The sequence below is a fragment of the Kocuria sp. MNB10 genome (assembly GCF_054073685.1).
The window spans coordinates 1425044-1443443 of sequence record NZ_CM133411.1; the positions used below are offsets into that span (position 1 = coordinate 1425044).

Here is an 18400-nt window from a genome sequence, read left to right on the forward strand (position 1 = left end):
TTGACAGAGCCAAAATCGAAGAAATGAAGTGGTCCACTTACGCGACGACCGGCACTTAACCCGCGGCCTCTGGTAGCCGTCGATCGAGACGCTATCGAAATCTAAGTAAGTATAAAAATATTTATATAATGCTTTACACTTCGGTACATGGACCTCGCAGCCAACCCCTACAGCCCCGGATCCGGGCTGCGTCCCAAGGTGCTCAGTGGCCGGGAGGCAGAGATTTCCGCCTTCGACCTCATGATCGCGCGCGCCAAGCTCCACCGCCCCAACAGGGGCATGGTGCTCACGGGTCTACGCGGAGTCGGAAAGACCGTCCTGCTCAACGTCCTGCGTGCGCACGCGGACAATCACGGCTGGCTCACCGTCCAACTGGAGGGGCGGGCGGAGGCTCGGGGCAGGCAGGACGTGAGAGACAGGTTCGCCCGGGAACTCGTGGTGGCGGCTCGGCGTCATCTCGGCCGTCACCCCGGTCAGTTCTTCGCTGATGCGCTCACGACCATCCAGTCCTTCAGTGTCTCCGTGGGGACGAGCGGTGTCTCGGCCAGTGTCGATCTTCATCCCGTACGCGCGCAGTCCGGGCGGATCGACATCGATGTGGAAGAGCTGGTCGAGGATCTCAGTGAACCACTGAAGGCACAGCACAGCGCATTCGGCCTGTTCATCGACGAGATGCAGGACCTAGACCCGGACATGATGAGCGCAATCGTCACGGTCCAGCACATCGCGGGCCAGCGTGACTGGCCGTTCTACGTGATCTGCGCCGGTCTGCCGAACCTTCCCACGATCCTGAGCGCCACACGCAGTTATGCGGAAAGACTCTTCGACTACCGGGTCATCGGACCGCTGGACCCGGAGCAAGCGCGATACGCGGTGGCACGCCCGGCCAAGGACGTGGGCGCCGAATTCGACACCGAGGCGCTGAACGCCATCGTCGCGGCGTCGGGTGGTTATCCGTACTTCATCCAGGAGTTCGGGAAAGCAGTATGGGAAGTCGCACCGACCACGCCGTTCACGCTCGAGGACTCGAGGGTGGCCATCGAGAAGGGGTGGGCGCAACTGGACTCCGGATTCTTCCCGGCCCGCTGGGGCAGGGCGACGCCCAAGGAGCGCGAGTACATGAGCGTCATGGCGGTGGACGGTGCGGGCCCCTCCCGCACGGGTGAACTCGCAGCCCGGCTCGGTACCAAGGCCAGCAGTCTGGGCCCTACAAGAGCGCAACTGATCCAGAAGGGGATGATCTACGCTCCCGATCACGGTCAGGTGGCGTTCACCGTTCCCGGCATGGCCGGCTTCATCGCCCGGCAGTCCCGGGAATGAGGCACGCCAGGGACACCGACCTCCCCCTGACCGTCGATCGCACCGCGAGCACGGGTCTGGGGGAGCAGCTCGTGCGGCAGATCCGCGAGCTCGTGGCGCGCGGGGTGCTGCGCCCGGGCGACCCCCTGCCCTCGTCCCGGGCCCTGGCCGCCCGGTTGGGAATCTCGCGCGGAACGGTCACGTCCGCGTGGGACGTCCTCGCGGGTGAGGGCTACCTCGTGGCCGATCGCGGTGCCACGCGGATCACCCCGCATCTGGAAATGCGGCGCGATACAGGGCCCGTTGCCCGTGCTGCCGCTGCGACCGCCGATGCTCCTCGAGCCCGCCCGTCCGGCCCGGTGCCCGGGGGCGACGCCGCGGCGTCGCCCCGCGTCGGACAGCATTCCACCCCCACGTCGCCTCGTGCTGACATACCGGCCGCGGGCATTCCCGCCCCGACGACGTCGCCCGCTCCCACTTCGCAGCGCACGGCCCGTCGGTCCGCGGTGCGGCCCGAGATGATCGACCTGCGCCCTGGGAAGAGCACCATCACGTCCCTGGACACCCCCGCGTGGCGCGGGGCGTGGCGGGACGCGGCGAGCGGCGTCGCCACGGGGCGCACCCTGCGCACCGATCTGCGGGACCACCTCGCGGACTACCTGCGGCTCAATCGCGGGATCGTGCGTTCTCCCGAGGACATCCTCGTCACTGCGGGCGTGCGGGACGGGTTGCAGCTCGCGTTGCGGGTGCTGGGGCTCGCGCGCGGCAGGAGGCTGCGCGTGGCCGTGGAGAATCCCGGGTACCCCGCGCTTCGTCGTGTGGTGCGCGCGCTCGGGCACATCGCCCTGCCGGTGGGGGTGGACGAGCACGGTCTCGTGCCCGAGCATCTGCCCAGCGGGTGGTGGGGTGGGGCGGGGCGGTGGGACGTCGCCCCCGCGCCGGACGCCATCGTGCTCACGCCCGGACACCAGTACCCGCTGGGCGGGACCATGCCCGTGACGCGCCGGATGGAACTGCTCGCGTGGGCCCGTGAGCACGGCGCGCTCGTACTCGAGGACGACTACGACTCCGAACTGCGCCACAGCGCCCAACCCCTGCCCGCCCTCGGGGCATTGGACACCGCCCGGGACACCGTGGTGACCCTGGGTAGTTTCGCCAAGGTGCTCGGCAGTTCCGTGGGCGTGGGGCACCTCGTGGCCCCGGATTCCCTGCTCCCGGACCTTGCACGCACGCGTGCGGAGCTGGGTTCGCCCGTCTCGCTCATCGCCCAGGAAGCGCTCGCGCGGTTCGTGGATTCGGGGGAGTTCCAGCGCCACACGGCCAGGATGCGCCGTTCCTTCCGACGACGCCGCTCGCTGCTCTCCGACGTCCTCGGCGGCCTCCCGCACGTGAGTGTTCTGCCCATGGCCGGCGGTGCCCACGCGGTGCTCGCCGTTCCGGACGAGGACGCCACGATCGAGCGCGCACGACGCCGCGGGGTCCTCGTGGGTGCCCTGGGCGAGTACTGGACGGGGCAGGGCCGCGAGGGTGGTGAACGTGGTGGGGCAGGGGCGTCGTCGTCGCTGGCGGAAGCGCACCGGGGATCCGACGAACGGGGCGGGGTGGTGCTGGGCCTGACCGCGCCGGACCGGGACGTGGAACGCGGTGCCCGGGTGCTGCGGGAGGTGCTGGGCGAGCCCTGAACCCGTCCAGGGAAGCTCGTTAGACTGGGCGGGACATCCCCGGCAGATTCAGGAGTTCTCGGCGTGCCCCAACAGATTTCCGCACCGCACGGCGGGCAGGACCGCGGCAGGTCCCGCGGGGCCGACGTGCGCCACGACCTGTGGGGACCCACCCTGCTGCGCGCCGTGGTGGCGCTGATCTTCGCGGCGGTGACCGTCTTCTGGCAGGAACCGTCCCTCGGGGCGGGCCGGTGGGTCATGGCGTTCTTCCTGGTGGGAACGGGCGTCTCCGCGATCTTCCTGCAGCTGCGGCTGAACCGCCGCGAGGACGTGGACCTGGGCCCGAGCCGGAATATCCCGCAGTCCTACGGTGTGCTGTACGTCCTGGGCGGGGTGCTCACCGCGGTGGTTGCGAGCAGTGACTGGCTCTTCGTCCTGTTCTCCGCCGTGATCCTGGGTCTGTGCGGGATCACCGAACTGGTGTTGGGCATGCGTTTCCGTGGCCAGTTCCCGCTGGGTCGTGACTGGACGCTGTGCGGCGTGGTGACCGTGTTCGCGGCCACGGGTATGGTGCTCGTGGAGACCCTCGGAACCAAGGCAGAACTTGGTGTGGTGGGCGGTGCGGCCATCATCGTCGGCGTCACCCAGCTCATCGCCGCACTGAGCCTGCGCCACGATGCGCGCGCAGCGGACAAGGCTCTGACGGACCCAGGCCGTACGGCCTGAACGCGTACACTGACACGTTGAACTCGCGGGCGGATCCCCTACCCCCGCCCCACACCCCGACCACCGCCAGGAGGAATCACGTGGCCCAGCGCACTGAGCACAATGGCCGGCGCAGAACCGATATCAAGGGGCCCCTGATCATCTCAGCCGTTCTGGCGGTCGTGGCCTTCGTGGTGGTGTCCGTGGTAGCAGCGGGCGGCACGGACAACGCCGCCCGGATGGGCCTGGGCCTGATCGCGGCGGGCATCGCGTTCATCGCCTCCGTGGTGGTGTGCGCGACCCTCATGCTGCTCGAGAAGCCCAACGCGGAAGAGCTCGGTCAGGGCACCGGCGTGAACCGGTCCTCCGCCAAGCTGTACGCGGAGAACAAGGCCCGCCGGCAGGCCGAACAGGCGCGCGGGGAAGGTTCGGCGGCGACGTCGTCCGGTACCGGCGGTGCTGCGGGGGCGGCAACCACCGACGAACCCCAGTTCGGCCAGCGCGTGCGCCCGGACACCAAGGGCGAGGAGCCGGGCTCGAGCGCTCGCTGACCGCAGCATGTAGGGCTCCCATACAGAGCGAGGCCCCGGGGAACCACTGGTTCCCCGGGGCCTCGCTCTCTCATGTCGTGTCACCCGTGCCGTGCGGCTCTGGTCGCCTGACCCGTGCCGTGCGGCCGTTCGGCACGTCGAGCGCACTCAGCGCGCGAACCGCTTCAGCCGCAATGAGTTCAGCACCACGAACACCGAGCTGAAGGCCATGGCGGCGCCGGCGATCATGGGGTTCAACAACCCCAGGGCCGCCACCGGAATGGCCACGGTGTTGTAGGCGAAGGCCCAGAACAGGTTGGACTTGATGATGTGCAGCGTCTGGCGGGAGAGCTTGATCGCCAGCGGGATGGCCGTGAGGTCACTGCGCACCACGGTGATGTCCGCGGCCTGCATGGCGGCATCCGTGCCGGAACCCATGGCGATGCCCAGGTCCGCGCGGGTCAGGGCGGGGGCGTCGTTGACGCCGTCACCCACCATGGCCACCACACGGCCCTGCGACTGTAGCTCTTCCACGGCCTGGACCTTGCCGTCCGGGGTGACGTCCGCGATCACGTCTTCCGGGGCGATCCCGACGTGGGCGGCCACGGAACGGGCCACGGCGGCGTTGTCCCCCGTGAGCAGCACCGGGCGCAGCCCGAGCCGCTGGAGTTCCGAGATCGCGGCCGGCGCCTCGTCCTTCACGGTGTCCTGCAGGTCGATGAACCCGGCCACCCGCCCGTCCACGGCCACGAGGATGGTGGTGAAACCGTCCTCACGGGCGCGGCGCAGGGCCTCGGACTCGTCCTCGGTCAGCCGGATCCCGTTCTGGGCGAGCCAGGCTTCCCGGCCCACCACGACGGCGCGCGCGTTCATGCCGTCCGGGACGTACCCCTTGACGCCGCCGCCCGGGGCGGACTCGAAGTGGGAGACCTCGTAGCGGTGGGGCGTGGCTGCGGTGATCGCCTGGGCGATCGGGTGCTCGGAGTAGCTCTCCACGGCCGCGGCCAGGTCCAGCACCTGATCCCGCGACCACGAGTTCACCGGGGTCACGGTGGTCACCGCCATGTCCCCGTGGGTCACGGTCCCGGTCTTGTCCAGTACCACGGTGTCCACCGAGCGGGTGTCCTCCAGTACCTCCGCGGAGGTGATCAGGATGCCCAGCTGAGCGCCGCGCCCGGTCCCGGTCAGCATGGCCGTGGGGGTGGCCAGACCCAGGGCGCACGGGCACGCGATCACCAGGACGGAGACCGCCGCGACGAACGCCTGGTTCAGTTCCCCGGACACGAGCCACCAGATCGCGAAGGTCAGCACCGCGATACCCATGACCACGGGCACGAACACGGCAGAGATCCGGTCCGCGAGACGCGCCACGGGGGCCTTGGTGGCCTGCGCGCGCGCCACGGTTCGGCTCATGGAGGCGAGCACGGTGTCCGCACCCACGTGGGTCGCCCGCGCCAGCAGACGACCCGTGGTGTTCACGGTGGCACCCGTGAGTTCATCCCCCGGGCCCACCTCCACGGGAACGGATTCCCCGGTGAGCATGGAGGCGTCCACGGCGGACTCGCCCTCCACGACCACGGCGTCCGTGGCGATCTTCTCGCCCGGGCGCACCGTGAAGGTGTCCCCCACGCGCAGCTCGGACACGGGCACCGTGCGTTCGGTGCCGTCCTGATCCACCACGGTGGCCTGTTGGGCGCCGAGGTCCAGCAACGCCTTGAGCGCCTCACCCGAGCGGGACTTGGCGCGCGCTTCGAGCCAGCGGCCCAGCAACAAGAACGTGGTGATGATGGCCGCGGACTCGAAGTACAGCTGATGGCTGGACATGTCCATGGCCATGCCCGGATCGGCGTGGGCGGTCATGTCCGGTTCCACGAGCAGGTGGCCCAGCGAGAACAGGTAGGCCGCGGTCACGCCCAGGGACACCAGGGTGTCCATGGTCGTGGAAAGGTGGCGCGCGTTCACGGCGGTGGCCTTGTGGAAAGGCCAGGCCGCCCACGTGACCACGGGCAGTGTCAGCAGCGCGGCCACCCAGCCCCAGTGGGGGAACTGCGCGCCGGGGACCATGGAGATCACGAAGACCGGCACGGAGAAGACCGCGGCCACGATGAACCGCTTCTTGAGGTCGCTCATCCGCCGTTGCGCGGGGGTGGTCTCGAGCGCGGGATCCCGGTGCTCGTTCTCGGCCCGCAGGGTCTCCTCGGCGGTTCGCTCGGGGGTTGTCTCCGAGGACGCATGCCCGCGGGGGTATGCGTCGGTCGTCCCGAGCGCCGATGACGCCCCGCCCCGCGTACCCGCGTGAGCGGCGTCGTCGGCTTGTCTGGGCGTTTCGGCAGGAGCGGAGGCCCGCTGCACGCGGTCCCCACCCGTGATCTCGGCGCCGTAACCGGCGTTGCGGATGGTGTCCAGGATCTGCTCGTCGGAGACGTTCCCGGGGACCTTGACGGACGCGGACTCCAGGGCCAGGTTGACCGCGGGATCCACGCCGTCGATCTTGCGCAGCTTCCGCTCGATCCGTCCCACGCAGGACGCGCACGTCATGCCCGTGATCTGCAGGTCCAGATCACGCAGCGGCCCGTGCACCTGCGGTTCGGCCGTAGCTGGTTCAGACGACGGCATACCCGGCCTCTTCCACGGCCGCGGAGATCTCGTCCGAGGTCAGTTCGCGCGAGCTCTCGATGGTCACGGGGGAGACGCCGCCGGCGTTGAGGTCCACGGCCACGGAGGTGACGCCGGGAACCTCGGCCAGTTCCTCCTTCACGGAGGCGACGCAGTGTCCGCAGGTCATGCCGGAAACGTTGACGGTGGTGTTCATGGGATTCTCCTCAATGCTCGTGATTCTCCTGCCGGGCCGTACGGCCCGAAGTCCTGGTGGCCGCGGCGTGGGCCGACGGCGCCCGCTCAGCTCTTGACGAGCCGGGCGATCGCGGCGTTGGCCTCCGCGAGTTTGGCGTCCATGTCCGAGGGGTCCCCGGAGTCGTGGGCGGCCTCCACGGCGTGCTTGACGCAGTGACCCAGGTGCTCCTCCATGAGCCCCAGGCTCACGGATTTCAGGGCGGACTGGATGGCGGAGATCTGGGTGAGGACGTCGATGCAGTAGGTGTCCTCGTCGATCATCCGCTGCACACCGCGCACCTGACCCTCGATGCGCTTGAGGCGGCGGGCATAAGCCGCCTTGTCCTGGGTGTAGCCGGGGGACGGGGTCTCGGAAGCGCTCATGCCTCAAAGTTATACCCTAGGGGGGTATTGTGGCAATGTGGTGGTGGACACGTGCGGGTGCAGGACGGTGCGCATCGAGGTGCGCAGCAGGTCGGTCATCTCGGTTGTGCTGGCCGTGGCGGTGGCCGCGCGCGCCCGGCGGGTCTCAGGGCGGGCTGGGTCCATGGGGGGACTGTTGGCTGGCGGGCGTGAGGGGCGTTGGCGTGACCGCCGGAGTCAGGCCGGGGGCGCACCGGCCTTCGTGTGATCTCGTCGCGCGACGGTCCCGATGGGCCGGAGGGGCTCGTTATGCAAAAAACCCCCACGTTACCGGGGCGGTCAACGGTGCCGACGTGCAGTGGGGGCCGCCCGGGCCAACCTCGAGGCTCTCGTGTTCTGGGAGGCAGGCCTCTGCACGCCTTGGTGCCATGGGGCTTCGCGGTGCGGGCGGCGTCGTCGTCATCCACTCGCAGATCCGGACGCACGGTCGGCAGACCGGATCGCTGGAGATCGTGGCGACCCAGGGCTTTCGTCCTGCCCGGTGTTGTCCGCGGGTGAAGCGCGCTAGTGTGACACAAATCATAGCTCAGCCACATTAGGAAGTGACATGACTCAGACCCACGATCATGCAACCGATCCCGGCGAGAGCTCCGCAGTGAGTGATGATCCGCAAGCGGCCAGCAGCGCCGTCGAGAAGTGGCTCGCTGCCTTCGACCGGGCACTCCGTGCGCACGACGAGGACGCGCTGCGGGAACTCTTCGCCGAGGACTGCTACTGGCGTGACTTCGTGGCATTCACATGGAACCTCAAGACGCTCGAAGACTTCGATGAGATCGCGGCGATGCTCCATGCCCAGCTGCCGACGGTCGATCCGCACGATTGGCAGCTCGCCGAGCCCGCATCGGGCACGGCCGAGAACGCAGAGGCATGGCTCAACTTCATGACCGCCGCCGGGCGTGGTTGGGCTCACGTGAGGCTCGTGGACGGGCGTTGCTGGACACTGCTGACCACCCTGCAGGAACTGACGGGGCACGAGGAGAAGAAGGGCCCCCGCCGTGAGCTCGGCGTCACCCACGAGATCACCCGGGGACGCAAGACGTGGAAGGAGTCCCGGGCGGAGCGGGACGCCCGGCTCGGTTTCGACGAGCAGCCATACGTGCTGATCATCGGCGGGGGTCAGGGGGGTATCGGGCTCGCCGCGCGGCTGCGACGTGTCGGCGTGCCGACGATTGTCGTCGAGAAGAACGAGCGGGCGGGTGACTCGTGGCGCAAACGCTACAAGTCGCTGCACCTGCACGACCCGGTTTGGTACGACCACATGCCCTATCTGCCCTTCCCCGACGACTGGCCGATCTTCCCGTCGAAGGACAAGATGGGGGACTGGCTCGAACACTACGTGGACATCATGGAACTCGACTACTGGGCTGGCACACGGTGCCTGGGCGCGCAGTTCGACCAGGGCGCGGGCACGTGGACCGTGCGGGTGGACCGCCGTGGCGAGGAGGTCATCCTGCACCCCACCCAGCTCGTCTTCGCGCTGGGTGTCTCCGGCTACCCGAACATCCCCCGTTTCGAGGGCGCCGATGACTTCGCCGGGTGGCAGGGTCACTCCTCCGAGTTCACGGGTGGGGAAGAGGACGTCGAGGGCAGGCACGCTGTGGTCATCGGGTCGAACAACTCGGCCCACGACATCGCGGCGGCCCTGTGGGAGAAGGGCGCCGAGGTCACGATGATCCAGCGTTCCTCCACGCACATCTCTCGCAGCGACTCCCTGCGGGAGCTGGCGCTGGGCGCGCTGTACTCGGAGGAGGCCCTGGAGAACGGGGTGACCACGGAGAAGGCCGACATGCTCTTCGCCTCGTGGCCGTACCGGCTGCTGCCGGCTGCGCAGATTCCTGTGTACGAGCAGATGGCTGAGCGGGACGCGGACTTCTACCGTGCGCTCACCGACGCCGGCTTCGAGTTGGACTTCGGCGAGGACGGCTCAGGCCTGTTCTTGAAGTACCTGCGGCGCGGATCCGGGTACTACATCGACGTGGGTGCATCGCAGCTGATCATCGACGGCCGGATCCAGCTGGAGCGCGGTCAGGTCACCAAGATCGTGCCGGAGGGGGTGGTCGTCGACGGCGACCGGTTGGTTCCCGCGGACCTGCTCGTCTATGCGACCGGGTACGGATCGATGAACGCGTGGCTCGCGGATCTCGTCTCGCCGGAGGTTGCCGACGCGGTGGGCAAGTGCTGGGGGTACGGCTCGGACACGACCCGCGACCCCGGTCCCTGGGAAGGGGAGCTGCGCAACATGTGGAAGCCCACAGCGGTGCCGCAGTTGTGGATTCATGGTGGCAATCTGCACCAGTCCCGCCACTACTCGAAGTACCTCGCGCTGCAGCTCAAGGCCCGGGAGCTGGGGATGGACACGCCCGTCTATCAGCTGCAGGAATCGCACCATGTGCGGTGACCGCGAGAAAGGGGTCGAAGGGCGGCTCCCGCCACTCCGTCAGGCGGTGGTCTCGGGCGCCGGGGTGAGGGCGGGCGCTGCATCCGTGTAGTCCAGCGTCACCCGGGCGAACGGGGCGCCGATGATGACTTCCAGCCCCGGGATGAGTTCGTAGCGGATCTCGTCCTTGATCCGCTGGTTCTCCAGGGCGGGAGTGAAGACCAGCGTGACCGTGAGCTCGGGGGCCCGAGGGCTGCCAGTGATGCTGAACTGCGCGGAGGCCACGGAGGGGTAGATCTGGATGCCCCTCGTGGCGGCGCGGGCCACGGCGTCGAGCGGCACGCCCGGTACGCGGGCGGGAACGGGGGAAGAGGGGTCGACGGCGGTCGTCCCGAGGGGGCTCGACGTCGGTTCATGAGGGGGCAGCAGGCAGGCCCTCCGCTCCACCTGTAAACCGCCTGGCGGGGCGGTGACAGGGTAGTGTGACTTCCACCCAAGCGGGTGGTCTACCGGAGTGTATGCACACGACATGAACTTCCCGCGCCAGGACGCACCGTGGAGCGCCTGCATGACGTCCGGTTGCTCGGTGAGAGGTTTTCTGCCTTGCTAGAGTCTCCCACCATGTCGGTCGCGAAGCTCTCGGTGAGCCACCAGAACTACCTGCGGGCCATCTAGAACCTGGGGGAGTGGTCCGAGGACCCCGTCACCACCTCGGTCGTGGCCTCGACCACCTGCTGCATCTGCCGGTCCGAGACGGTCGACTCGCAGAGCACCGCCGGGACGTGGTTCTGCCGCACGGTGTCGATCGCCGAGCGCAGTTCCTGTGGACCCGCCTCCTGTTCGGAGTTCACGGGCCAGAGGTAATGCTCGCTCGGTCCGGCGTCCCGCGCGAAGTAGGAGAAGGCGCCCTCGCACGTGAGCAGTGCGCGTTGGTTCGCGGGGACCCGGTCCAGCCGTTCCCGTAGGTCCGTGCGGACCTCGTCCAGCTGCTCCTTGTACCTGTCGCCGTTCTCCCGGAACTGCGCGGCGTGCTCGGGATCGAGGTCGCTCAGGGCGGTCGCAATGGTGTCCACGTAGCGCTGCCCGTTCGTAGGGCTCATCCAGGTGTGGGGATTGGGTGTTCCGGGCTGGTCCGCGATGTCCACCGTGGGAACGCCCTCGGAGACCACCGCGTGCGGCACGTTGGCCGAGGCCACGAACTGCCCGAGCCAGCCCTCCAGGCCGAGCCCGTTGTCCAGGACCAGCTGGGCACCAGACGCTTTGCCCACGTCCGTGAGGGTGGGCTCGTAGTCGTGGATCTCCGCCCCGGGCCTGGTCACGGACTCCACGGTCACGTGCTCACCGCCAACCACCCGGGCCATGCCGCGAGCACCGTGAAGGCGGCCAGGACCGTGGGTTTGCCGGACTTTGTTGCGCCGGAGGCGCCCGGCGCCTCGGTGCCTCCAGACTGCGCGCACCCGCTCAGGCCCGGCACTCCGACCACGGCCACCACCGCTGCTCTCCCCCCGAGCCGACGTCCCACCAGGACGCACCTCCGCCATGTTGAATCGTACATATTCGGTGTGCCGAACTTGAGGGGCGGGGCGGGTGCTGGGCACGCGCTGCGAGGTGTGGCGCCACCGGGTGGCAGTGGGGAGGCACTGACCGCATGGTGCTGCCGGGCCCGTTGTGCGTCCATGTGCTGTGGCTGAAGAAACCGCTCAGCGAGGGCCCGCGCCCGGTGCCTGAGGCAGGAGCTGGTTGTCGAAGCGCACGCCCCGCGGGCCCGGGGGCAGCAGCGCCAGGATGAGCAGTGCCGGAGCGCCCAGGAAGGGGACCAGGATCAGGAGGTACCAGAGCCCGGAGAGATTGGCGTCGTGCAGTCGCCGGACGGACAGCGCGATCCCGAATACCACGCACAGGATCGCAGCAGCCAGCATCGCGAGGGCCAGGAGGAGGTAGACCACGGCGATCCACTCGGGTCCGTCGGTCAGGGGTCCGCTGAAGTAATCGTGGTCGTCAGCATAGTTGCCGCCCCAGGACAGCAGCGCGGCGTACAGGGTGATCCACCAGTAGTCGGAACGGGATGCGCGGCCGGAGAACTGGAAGCCCCTGCCGAAGAAGTTGCGCAGGGCCTTCAGGGGGCCCACGCGCTCGCCGGGCTGGGTGGCGCGAAACGCTGGCTGGTAGGGCATGGTCACGGGTGGTGTCCTCCTGCATCGGTCGCGGTGGCGTCCGCCGGGTCGAGGGGGCCCGGGCCCCGGAGCCGTCGGACGGAACTGGATGGAGCATTCACGGTATCGGGGACCCGCCCAGCGGGCACTGGCCGAACGGCCAGAGTTCCGTGCGGCGTGAGCCGCCGGGGGCGTTTATGGGATTCTGGGTCCATGGCTTCCAAGATCGAGGACTACGCCCTGCTCTCCAACATGCGCAGCGGGCCGTTGGTCTCCCGTCATGGCTCGGTGGACTGGTGGTGCGTCCCGCGCTTCGATTCGCCCGCGCTGTTCGCGGCGCTGCTGGGCACCCCGGACCACGGCCGCTGGTTGCTGGCGCCGTACTGCGCGGTCAACGACGACGCCGCTGTGGACCTCTCGCTGCCCGGCGTCACCGCGGTGGAGCGGTTCTACGCGGAGAACACGTTCGTGCTGCACACCGTGTGGACCACGGACACCGGCACGGTGCGGGTCACGGACTTCATGCCCCTGAACTCCCGCACGGAACTGATCCGCCGGGTGGAGGGCCTCACGGGCGAGGTCGAGATGTTCCAGGACCTGCGGCTGCGCTTCAACTACGGCTCGTCGGTCCCGTGGCTGAGCCGCTTTGACGTGCTCGAGGAGGAATCGGAGGAGGGCGCGGTCGCGGAGTCCGTGCTCGTGGGCATGGCCGGCCCCGATTCCGTGGTGTTCCACGGTGACCCGCTGCCGGAGGCGGACCCGGACCGCAGCAAGCGGCGCCATGCGGGCTCCTTCACGGTGGCCGCAGGCCAGACCAGGGACTTCACGCTCACGTGGTTCCCGTCCCACGGCGTCCCGCCGGAAGCGGTGGATGTCAATGAGACCCTCACGGCCACGCTGAACCTGTGGCAGGAGTGGACGGATCTGTACGAACCGTACGATCCGCTCACGGACCCCGAACTCCCGGAGGACGGGGACGACGGCGCGTGGGCGGCGTCGTCGGCGGAAAGAAGAAACGCGGGCGAGCCCGCGTCAGGCCGGGACGTGGGGCGCCACGGGGATCGCCCGGCGGACGCCGACGCCCAGGAGGCGGTGCACTTCACGAGCACCCAGGATGCCCCCGGGGACATCATCCGCCGCAGCCTGCTCGTGGTGCGCGGGCTCATGCACCAGGCCACGGGCGGACTGATCGCCGCGGACACCACGTCCGTGCCGGAGGTGCTGGGCGGGGAACGCAACTGGGACCACCGCCACGCGTGGCCCCGGGACGCGGCCTCCGCGCTGGAGATCATGCTGGACCACGGCCACGACCGGGAGGCCGCGCAACTGCGCAACTGGTTGCTGCGCGCCGTGGCCGGGAACGTGGACAACCCCTCCAACATCTACACGCTGGACGGCTCCGGACAGATCCGCGAACGCCTCGTGGACCTGCCGGGTTACGAGCGATCGCGCCCGGTGCGCGAGGGCAACGCATCCGGCAACCACTACCAGGCGGACGTGGCCGGTCACGTGCTGCGGGTGTTCGAGATGCTGCGCCGGCGCGGCGTGCAGGAGGACCACCTGTCCTGGCCGTTGCAGCAGGCGTTGCTGCGCGCCGTCGTGGCCAACTACGAGGAGAAGGACCAGGGCGTCTGGGAGATGCGCGGCGAACCCCAGTACTACACGCACTCGCGCGTGATGATGTGGGCCGCGCTGCAGGCCGGCGTGGACGCCGTGCGGATCCACGGGCTGCCCGGGGACGTGGAGACGTGGGAGGAACACCGGGACCAGCTCGCGCACGAGATCTGGACCAACGGCTACGACCCCCAGGTGGGTTCGTTCGTGCAGTACTACGGCTCCACGGACGTGGACGCCTCCCTGTTGCAGCTGCCCACGGTGGGTTTCGTGGCCTACGACGACGAACGCATGCTCGGCACCGTGGCGCGCATCCGCAAGGAGCTCACGGACCGGTCGGGGCTGCTGCACCGCTACCGCAACCTCCCGCAGCTCACCGACCTGGACGACGCCGAGGCGTTCGCGTCCTCGATCGGTCAGGACGGTTTCGCGGGGCAGTCGGTGCCGTCCGTGTCCGCGACCCTGCAGTTGGCCGAGCAGCTGGCGCTGTGCGGTCACACGGGGGACGCCACGCGGCTCACGGACCTCGTGCTCGGCACCGCCAACGAGCTGGGTCTGTTGCCCTCCACCTATTCGCCGTCCCAGCGCCGGGCCACCGGCAACTTCCCGCAGGTGGAGGCCCACCTGAACCTCATCCGGGTGCTGGACATCCTGCAGACGGAGCTCGATCGGTCGTAGGCCGGCGATTCTTCGCCGTGGTGGGGATCACGATAGCGTGTGAGGACCAGCCACGCCGGGCCCGGTGAGACTCGGCTGGTGGCCGAGGGAGTGCCTCGGCACCCTTCCCGGGCCGAGACTTTGGAGGCGTTGCAATGGCACGCACCGTCAATACCGGAACCGATCCTCACGCCCTCGCCGATCCCGCCGTGGACCTCGTGCGCACGTGGCTGCTCAGGGCGCAGGAGAACCAGCGGAAGAACACACAGAAGAACCCCGCGGAGGACCGTCTGGCCGCCGTGCTCCAGGACCCCAACGGGTTGGAGTTCACGGTGGGATTCGTGGATCGCGTCGTCCGCACCGAGGACACCAAGGCTGCGGCCAAGGCCCTGCAGGACATCGCGGCGTTGACCCCGCAGTCCATGCCCGCCACGGACCGGGCCCAGATCCAGGCGGGCACGGCGCTGTCCGGCGTGCTGCCCTCCGTGGTGGTCCCCGCGGCACGCACCCGGTTGCGGCAAATGGTGGGACACATGGTCGTGGACGCCCGCCCCGGCCCGTTCGGCAAGTCCGTCAAGGCCCTGCGGTTGCACGGGCACCGGCTCAACATCAACCTGCTGGGCGAGGAAGTGCTCGGTGAGGACGAGGCCAAGAAGCACCTCGCGGACGCCGAGGGCCTGCTGCGCCGCGAGGACGTGGACTACGTCTCCCTCAAGGTCTCCTCCGTGGTACCGCAACTGTCCCATTGGGGCTTCGACCGCACCGCCGAGCGCGTGGTCGAGCGGTTGCTGCCGTTGTACGAGACCGCGGCCACCAAGGGCACCGGCAAGATGTTCATCAACCTGGACATGGAGGTCTACTCAGACCTCGAACTGACCATCGAGGTGTTCCAGCGGCTGCTGAACAAGCCCCAGCTGAAGAACCTCGAGGCCGGCATCGTCATCCAGGCCTACCTTTCAGACGCCCTCGGCGCCATCCAGCGGCTCTCCGAGTGGTCCGGGCAGCGCGTCGCGGACGGCGGCGCACAGATCAAGGTGCGCCTGGTCAAGGGCGCGAACCTCGCCATGGAGAACGTGGACGCCGAGATGCACGGCTGGCCCCTGGCCACGCTGGAGTCCAAACAGGCCACGGACACCAACTACAAGCGCGTGCTCACCTGGCTGTTCCACCCCGAGCGCATGCGCGGTATGCGCCTGGGGGTCGCGGGGCACAACCTCTTCGACATCGCGTTCGCCCACCTGCTCGCGGCGGAGCGCGGTGTCACCGACCGCATCGAGTTCGAGATGCTCCAGGGCATGGCCACCTCCCAGAGCGAGGCCGTGTCCACGGACGTGGGCCAGTTGTTGCTCTACGTCCCGGCGGTCAAGCCCGCGGAGTTCGACGTCGCCGTGTCCTACCTGGTGCGGCGGCTCGAGGAGAACTCCGCGAACGAGAACTTCATGTCCGGGATCTTCGACCTGGGTCCGGACAACTGGGTCTTCCAACGCGAGGAGGCCCGGTTCCGGGCGGCGCTCGCTGACCTCGAGGACGATCCCCGGGCGCTCGATCCGCGGCGCGTGCAGGACCGCCGCGCGGAAACCGCGGGGGAGACCCCCACGATCCCCCTGGACGAGCCGTTCCGCAACGAACCGGACACGGACGTCTCCGTCCCCGCCAACCAGAAGTGGGCGGAGGAGATCGCCGAACGCATCGGGGACCCACAGTGGTACGCATCGCTGGCGGTCCCCGAGCTGCTGCGGGACGTCGAGGAGAACTCGGGGGATGCGGTCGAGGCCGTGAACGACGTCGTCGCCACCGCCAAGGCCGCGGGGCAGCGGTGGGCCGCCACGCCCGCTCGCGAGCGCGCCGAGATCCTCAACCGCGCCGGGGACATCCTGGCCGCGCGCCGCGGTCACCTCATGGCCGTGGCCGGCGCGGAGACGGGCAAGGTGTTGGGGCAGAGCGATCCGGAGGTCTCCGAGGCGGTGGACTTCTGCCGCTACTACGCACGGCGCGCGCTCGAGCTGGCCGCCGTGGACGGCGGGGACTTCGTGCCGCACGCCGTGACCGTGGTGACCCCGCCGTGGAACTTCCCGCTGGCCATCCCCACGGGCACTACGGTGGCGCCCCTGGCCACGGGCTCGGCCGTGATCCACAAGCCCTCGCCCGAATCGCGGCGCTGCTCCACCGCCTTGTGTGAAGCACTGTGGGAGGCCGGTGTGCCCCGGGACGTGCTGCAGCTCGTGGCCCCCGTGGAGGGGGAGGCCGGTCAGCAGCTGATCTCCAACCCGGACGTGGAGCGCGTGGTGCTCACGGGCGCGTACGAGACGGCGCAGTTGTTCGCGTCGTGGGATCCCGCGCGGCCCCTCACGGCCGAGACCTCCGGGAAGAACGCGCTCGTGATCACGCCCAGCGCGGACCGTGACCAGGCGGTGTGGGACCTGGTGTCCAGCGCGTTCGGTCACGCGGGGCAGAAGTGCTCCGCGGCATCGCTCGGCATCCTGGTGGGTTCGGTGGCCACGTCCGAGCGGTTCCGCCGCCAGCTCGTGGACGCCGCCTCCTCCATGGTGGTGGACTGGCCCGTGAACCTGCAGGCCTCGGTGGGCCCCACCGTGGAGCAGCCCTCGGACAAGCTCCGCCGCGCCCTCACCCAGCTGGAGCCGGGTGAAGAGTGGCTCATCGAGCCGAAGCAGCTGGACGACTCCGGGCGGCTGTGGCGTCCCGGGATCCGCACCGGTGTGAAGCCCGGGTCCTTCTTCCACCTCACGGAGTGCTTCGGTCCCGTCCTGGGGCTCATGTCCGCCGACAGCCTGGAACAGGCCGTGGAGCTGCAGAACGCCACGGACTACGGGCTCACCGCGGGCATCCACTCGCTGGACGCGGACGAGATCCTGCGCTGGGTGGACTCCGTGCAGGCCGGCAACCTCTACGTGAACCGGGGAATCACGGGTGCGATCGTGCAGCGCCAGCCCTTCGGCGGCTGGAAGCGCTCCTCCGTGGGCCTCGGCGCGAAGGCCGGCGGTCCGAACTACCTGGCTTCCCTGGGCCGGTGGACTCGGGCGCCGTTCTCGGACTCGAGCACGGACCGCGGCGCGGCCGGTGCATGGGTCCTGGACCCGTGCGTGCACCGCGCGCTGGACGCCGTGACCCCGCTGATCTCGGACGAGGACCTCGTGTGGTTGCGCCGCGCCGCGCAGGCCGACCAGTCCGAGTGGCAGCGCGAGTTCGGCCAGGTCAAGGACCCCACGGCCCTGCTCAGCGAGGCCAACCTGTTCCGCTACCGCCCCCGCACCGTGGTGGTCCGCGCCCAGGAGGGTGCGTCCCTCACGGACGTCCTGCGCGTGGGTCTCGCGGCGGTGCGCTCGGGCTCGCAGGTGGTGCTCAGCGCCGCCTCGGAGGTGCCGGCCGCCGTGAACGGTCTGTTCGCCACCGTGCTGAACCCTGCCACGGACGAGGAGTTCGCGCACGCCCTGGGCACGGGCTCGCTGGGCCCGCTGGGTCAGCTCTCGGACCTGCGCGCCCTGGACGACGCCGCCCTGGACGTCCGCCACGGCGCCCGCGTCCGCGTGATCTCCCCGTGGGACGGCTCCGAGGAGGACCTCAAGGACCTCTACGCGGTGCGCGCCGAGCACCCGGACATCGCCCTGATCACCGAGGACGTGGTGGGCGCCGGGCGCGTGGAGATGATGTACATGCTGGCCGAGCAGGCCGTGTCCATCACCATGCACCGCTTCGGCAACCATAGCCAGTCCATGCAGCGGGTGGTGGACGAGCTGGTGCGGTGACCCGGTGGCGTCGCCCCTGACGCCTGACCGACCACGAGTCGCGCTCCCGATCCACGGGGGTGCGGCTCGTGCCGTGAGGGGCGGTCCCGGTGCGCCGCTCCCCGGCCCACGGTGCGGTTCCCGGCCCCGGGGCATTTCGCGCCTCAGATTCACCGCCCCCTGGTGTTCTCCTTCTGCTGCCGCCACCTCCGCCCACCGGTCACCATCACGAGCACCGCCACCAGCAGGAGGGCCCACCCGATGAGACCGCGCCAGGCGACGTCGGTGAACGTGAGGAGAGTCGCCGCCAGCACGGCCAGGAGGGCGCCGGGGAAGTAGAGCCGGGCCCGTCGTGAGGCCTGCGCAGTCATGTCTCCACGGTACCGAGGGCCAGGGCACGGGAGTA

General features: G+C 69.4%; 14 protein-coding genes. 7 read left to right on the forward strand and 7 right to left on the reverse strand.

Annotated features, from left to right (window positions below):
• The first annotated feature begins 147 nt into the window (after positions 1 to 147).
• The 4 genes from ACW9PK_RS06410 to ACW9PK_RS06425 all read left to right on the forward strand — a co-directional run bounded on the left by ACW9PK_RS06410 (position 148) and on the right by ACW9PK_RS06425 (position 4216).
• Complete coding sequence (locus tag ACW9PK_RS06410) at positions 148 to 1320, forward strand: ATP-binding protein (protein WP_167317909.1); 1173 nt, start codon at positions 148 to 150, stop codon at positions 1318 to 1320.
• Positions 1317 to 2981, forward strand: coding sequence for an aminotransferase-like domain-containing protein (locus ACW9PK_RS06415; RefSeq protein ID WP_457017124.1), 1665 nt, complete (start codon positions 1317 to 1319; stop codon positions 2979 to 2981). Before ACW9PK_RS06410 ends, ACW9PK_RS06415 begins: the two co-directional genes overlap by 4 nt.
• Before the next feature lie 63 nt (positions 2982 to 3044).
• Positions 3045 to 3686, forward strand: coding sequence for a hypothetical protein (locus ACW9PK_RS06420; RefSeq protein WP_239316959.1), 642 nt, complete (start codon positions 3045 to 3047; stop codon positions 3684 to 3686).
• An 80-nt stretch (positions 3687 to 3766) separates the two neighbouring features.
• On the forward strand, positions 3767 to 4216 hold the full coding sequence (locus ACW9PK_RS06425) for a hypothetical protein (protein WP_457017126.1): 450 nt from the start codon (positions 3767 to 3769) through the stop codon (positions 4214 to 4216).
• 147 nt (positions 4217 to 4363) lie between these two features.
• Here ACW9PK_RS06425 and ACW9PK_RS06430 read toward each other — a convergent pair whose 3' ends face one another.
• The 3 genes from ACW9PK_RS06430 to ACW9PK_RS06440 form a co-directional block, all read right to left on the reverse strand.
• Positions 4364 to 6811 (reverse strand): heavy metal translocating P-type ATPase, encoded by a 2448-nt coding sequence (locus ACW9PK_RS06430; protein ID WP_457017128.1) that lies wholly within the window; start codon positions 6809 to 6811, stop codon positions 4364 to 4366.
• Positions 6798 to 7007, reverse strand: a complete 210-nt coding sequence (locus tag ACW9PK_RS06435; protein WP_035960929.1) for a heavy-metal-associated domain-containing protein — start codon at positions 7005 to 7007, stop codon at positions 6798 to 6800. The genes ACW9PK_RS06430 and ACW9PK_RS06435 overlap by 14 nt, the downstream gene beginning before the upstream one ends.
• An 86-nt stretch (positions 7008 to 7093) precedes the next feature.
• Positions 7094 to 7411 (reverse strand): metal-sensitive transcriptional regulator, encoded by a 318-nt coding sequence (locus ACW9PK_RS06440; protein ID WP_457017130.1) that lies wholly within the window; start codon positions 7409 to 7411, stop codon positions 7094 to 7096.
• A gap of 586 nt (positions 7412 to 7997) precedes the next feature.
• Between ACW9PK_RS06440 and ACW9PK_RS06445 the strand changes: the two genes are divergently transcribed.
• Complete coding sequence (locus ACW9PK_RS06445) at positions 7998 to 9848, forward strand: NAD(P)-binding domain-containing protein (RefSeq protein ID WP_457017132.1); 1851 nt, start codon at positions 7998 to 8000, stop codon at positions 9846 to 9848.
• A 39-nt stretch (positions 9849 to 9887) separates the two neighbouring features.
• Here ACW9PK_RS06445 and ACW9PK_RS06450 read toward each other — a convergent pair whose 3' ends face one another.
• The 3 genes from ACW9PK_RS06450 to ACW9PK_RS06460 all read right to left on the reverse strand — a co-directional run bounded on the left by ACW9PK_RS06450 (position 9888) and on the right by ACW9PK_RS06460 (position 12001).
• Positions 9888 to 10169, reverse strand: coding sequence for a hypothetical protein (locus ACW9PK_RS06450; protein WP_193519133.1), 282 nt, complete (start codon positions 10167 to 10169; stop codon positions 9888 to 9890).
• A gap of 329 nt (positions 10170 to 10498) precedes the next feature.
• On the reverse strand, positions 10499 to 11188 hold the full coding sequence (locus tag ACW9PK_RS06455) for a metal ABC transporter solute-binding protein, Zn/Mn family (RefSeq protein ID WP_457015352.1): 690 nt from the start codon (positions 11186 to 11188) through the stop codon (positions 10499 to 10501).
• 339 nt (positions 11189 to 11527) lie between these two features.
• Positions 11528 to 12001 (reverse strand): DUF805 domain-containing protein, encoded by a 474-nt coding sequence (locus ACW9PK_RS06460; protein ID WP_457017173.1) that lies wholly within the window; start codon positions 11999 to 12001, stop codon positions 11528 to 11530.
• 192 nt (positions 12002 to 12193) lie between these two features.
• On the opposite strand from ACW9PK_RS06460, the gene ACW9PK_RS06465 reads away from it, so the two are divergent.
• Both ACW9PK_RS06465 and ACW9PK_RS06470 read left to right on the forward strand, forming a co-directional pair.
• Positions 12194 to 14272 carry a glycoside hydrolase family 15 protein gene (locus ACW9PK_RS06465; RefSeq protein WP_457015353.1) on the forward strand — a complete coding sequence of 693 codons (2079 nt, stop codon included), beginning with the start codon at positions 12194 to 12196 and terminating at the stop codon, positions 14270 to 14272.
• A gap of 134 nt (positions 14273 to 14406) precedes the next feature.
• Positions 14407 to 18015, forward strand: coding sequence for a bifunctional proline dehydrogenase/L-glutamate gamma-semialdehyde dehydrogenase (locus ACW9PK_RS06470; protein WP_457015354.1), 3609 nt, complete (start codon positions 14407 to 14409; stop codon positions 18013 to 18015).
• 149 nt (positions 18016 to 18164) lie between these two features.
• On the opposite strand, the gene ACW9PK_RS06475 is transcribed toward ACW9PK_RS06470, so the two are convergent.
• Positions 18165 to 18365, reverse strand: coding sequence for a hypothetical protein (locus ACW9PK_RS06475; RefSeq protein ID WP_144931944.1), 201 nt, complete (start codon positions 18363 to 18365; stop codon positions 18165 to 18167).
• Positions 18366 to 18400 lie beyond the last annotated feature (35 nt).

What these genes read in the sequence shown, in the direction of transcription:
- ACW9PK_RS06410 (WP_167317909.1), top strand. Translation starts at nt 148, where the DNA reads ATGGACCTCGCAGCCAACCCCTACAGCCCCGGATCCGGGCTGCGTCCC.
- ACW9PK_RS06465 (WP_457015353.1), top strand. Translation starts at nt 12,194, where the DNA reads ATGGCTTCCAAGATCGAGGACTACGCCCTGCTCTCCAACATGCGCAGC.
- ACW9PK_RS06430 (WP_457017128.1), bottom strand. Translation starts at nt 6,811, where the DNA reads ATGCCGTCGTCTGAACCAGCTACGGCCGAACCGCAGGTGCACGGGCCG.
- ACW9PK_RS06415 (WP_457017124.1), top strand. Translation starts at nt 1,317, where the DNA reads ATGAGGCACGCCAGGGACACCGACCTCCCCCTGACCGTCGATCGCACC.
- ACW9PK_RS06445 (WP_457017132.1), top strand. Translation starts at nt 7,998, where the DNA reads ATGACTCAGACCCACGATCATGCAACCGATCCCGGCGAGAGCTCCGCA.
- ACW9PK_RS06435 (WP_035960929.1), bottom strand. Translation starts at nt 7,007, where the DNA reads ATGAACACCACCGTCAACGTTTCCGGCATGACCTGCGGACACTGCGTC.
- ACW9PK_RS06475 (WP_144931944.1), bottom strand. Translation starts at nt 18,365, where the DNA reads ATGACTGCGCAGGCCTCACGACGGGCCCGGCTCTACTTCCCCGGCGCC.
- ACW9PK_RS06460 (WP_457017173.1), bottom strand. Translation starts at nt 12,001, where the DNA reads ATGCCCTACCAGCCAGCGTTTCGCGCCACCCAGCCCGGCGAGCGCGTG.
- ACW9PK_RS06440 (WP_457017130.1), bottom strand. Translation starts at nt 7,411, where the DNA reads ATGAGCGCTTCCGAGACCCCGTCCCCCGGCTACACCCAGGACAAGGCG.
- ACW9PK_RS06470 (WP_457015354.1), top strand. Translation starts at nt 14,407, where the DNA reads ATGGCACGCACCGTCAATACCGGAACCGATCCTCACGCCCTCGCCGAT.
- ACW9PK_RS06455 (WP_457015352.1), bottom strand. Translation starts at nt 11,188, where the DNA reads ATGGCCCGGGTGGTTGGCGGTGAGCACGTGACCGTGGAGTCCGTGACC.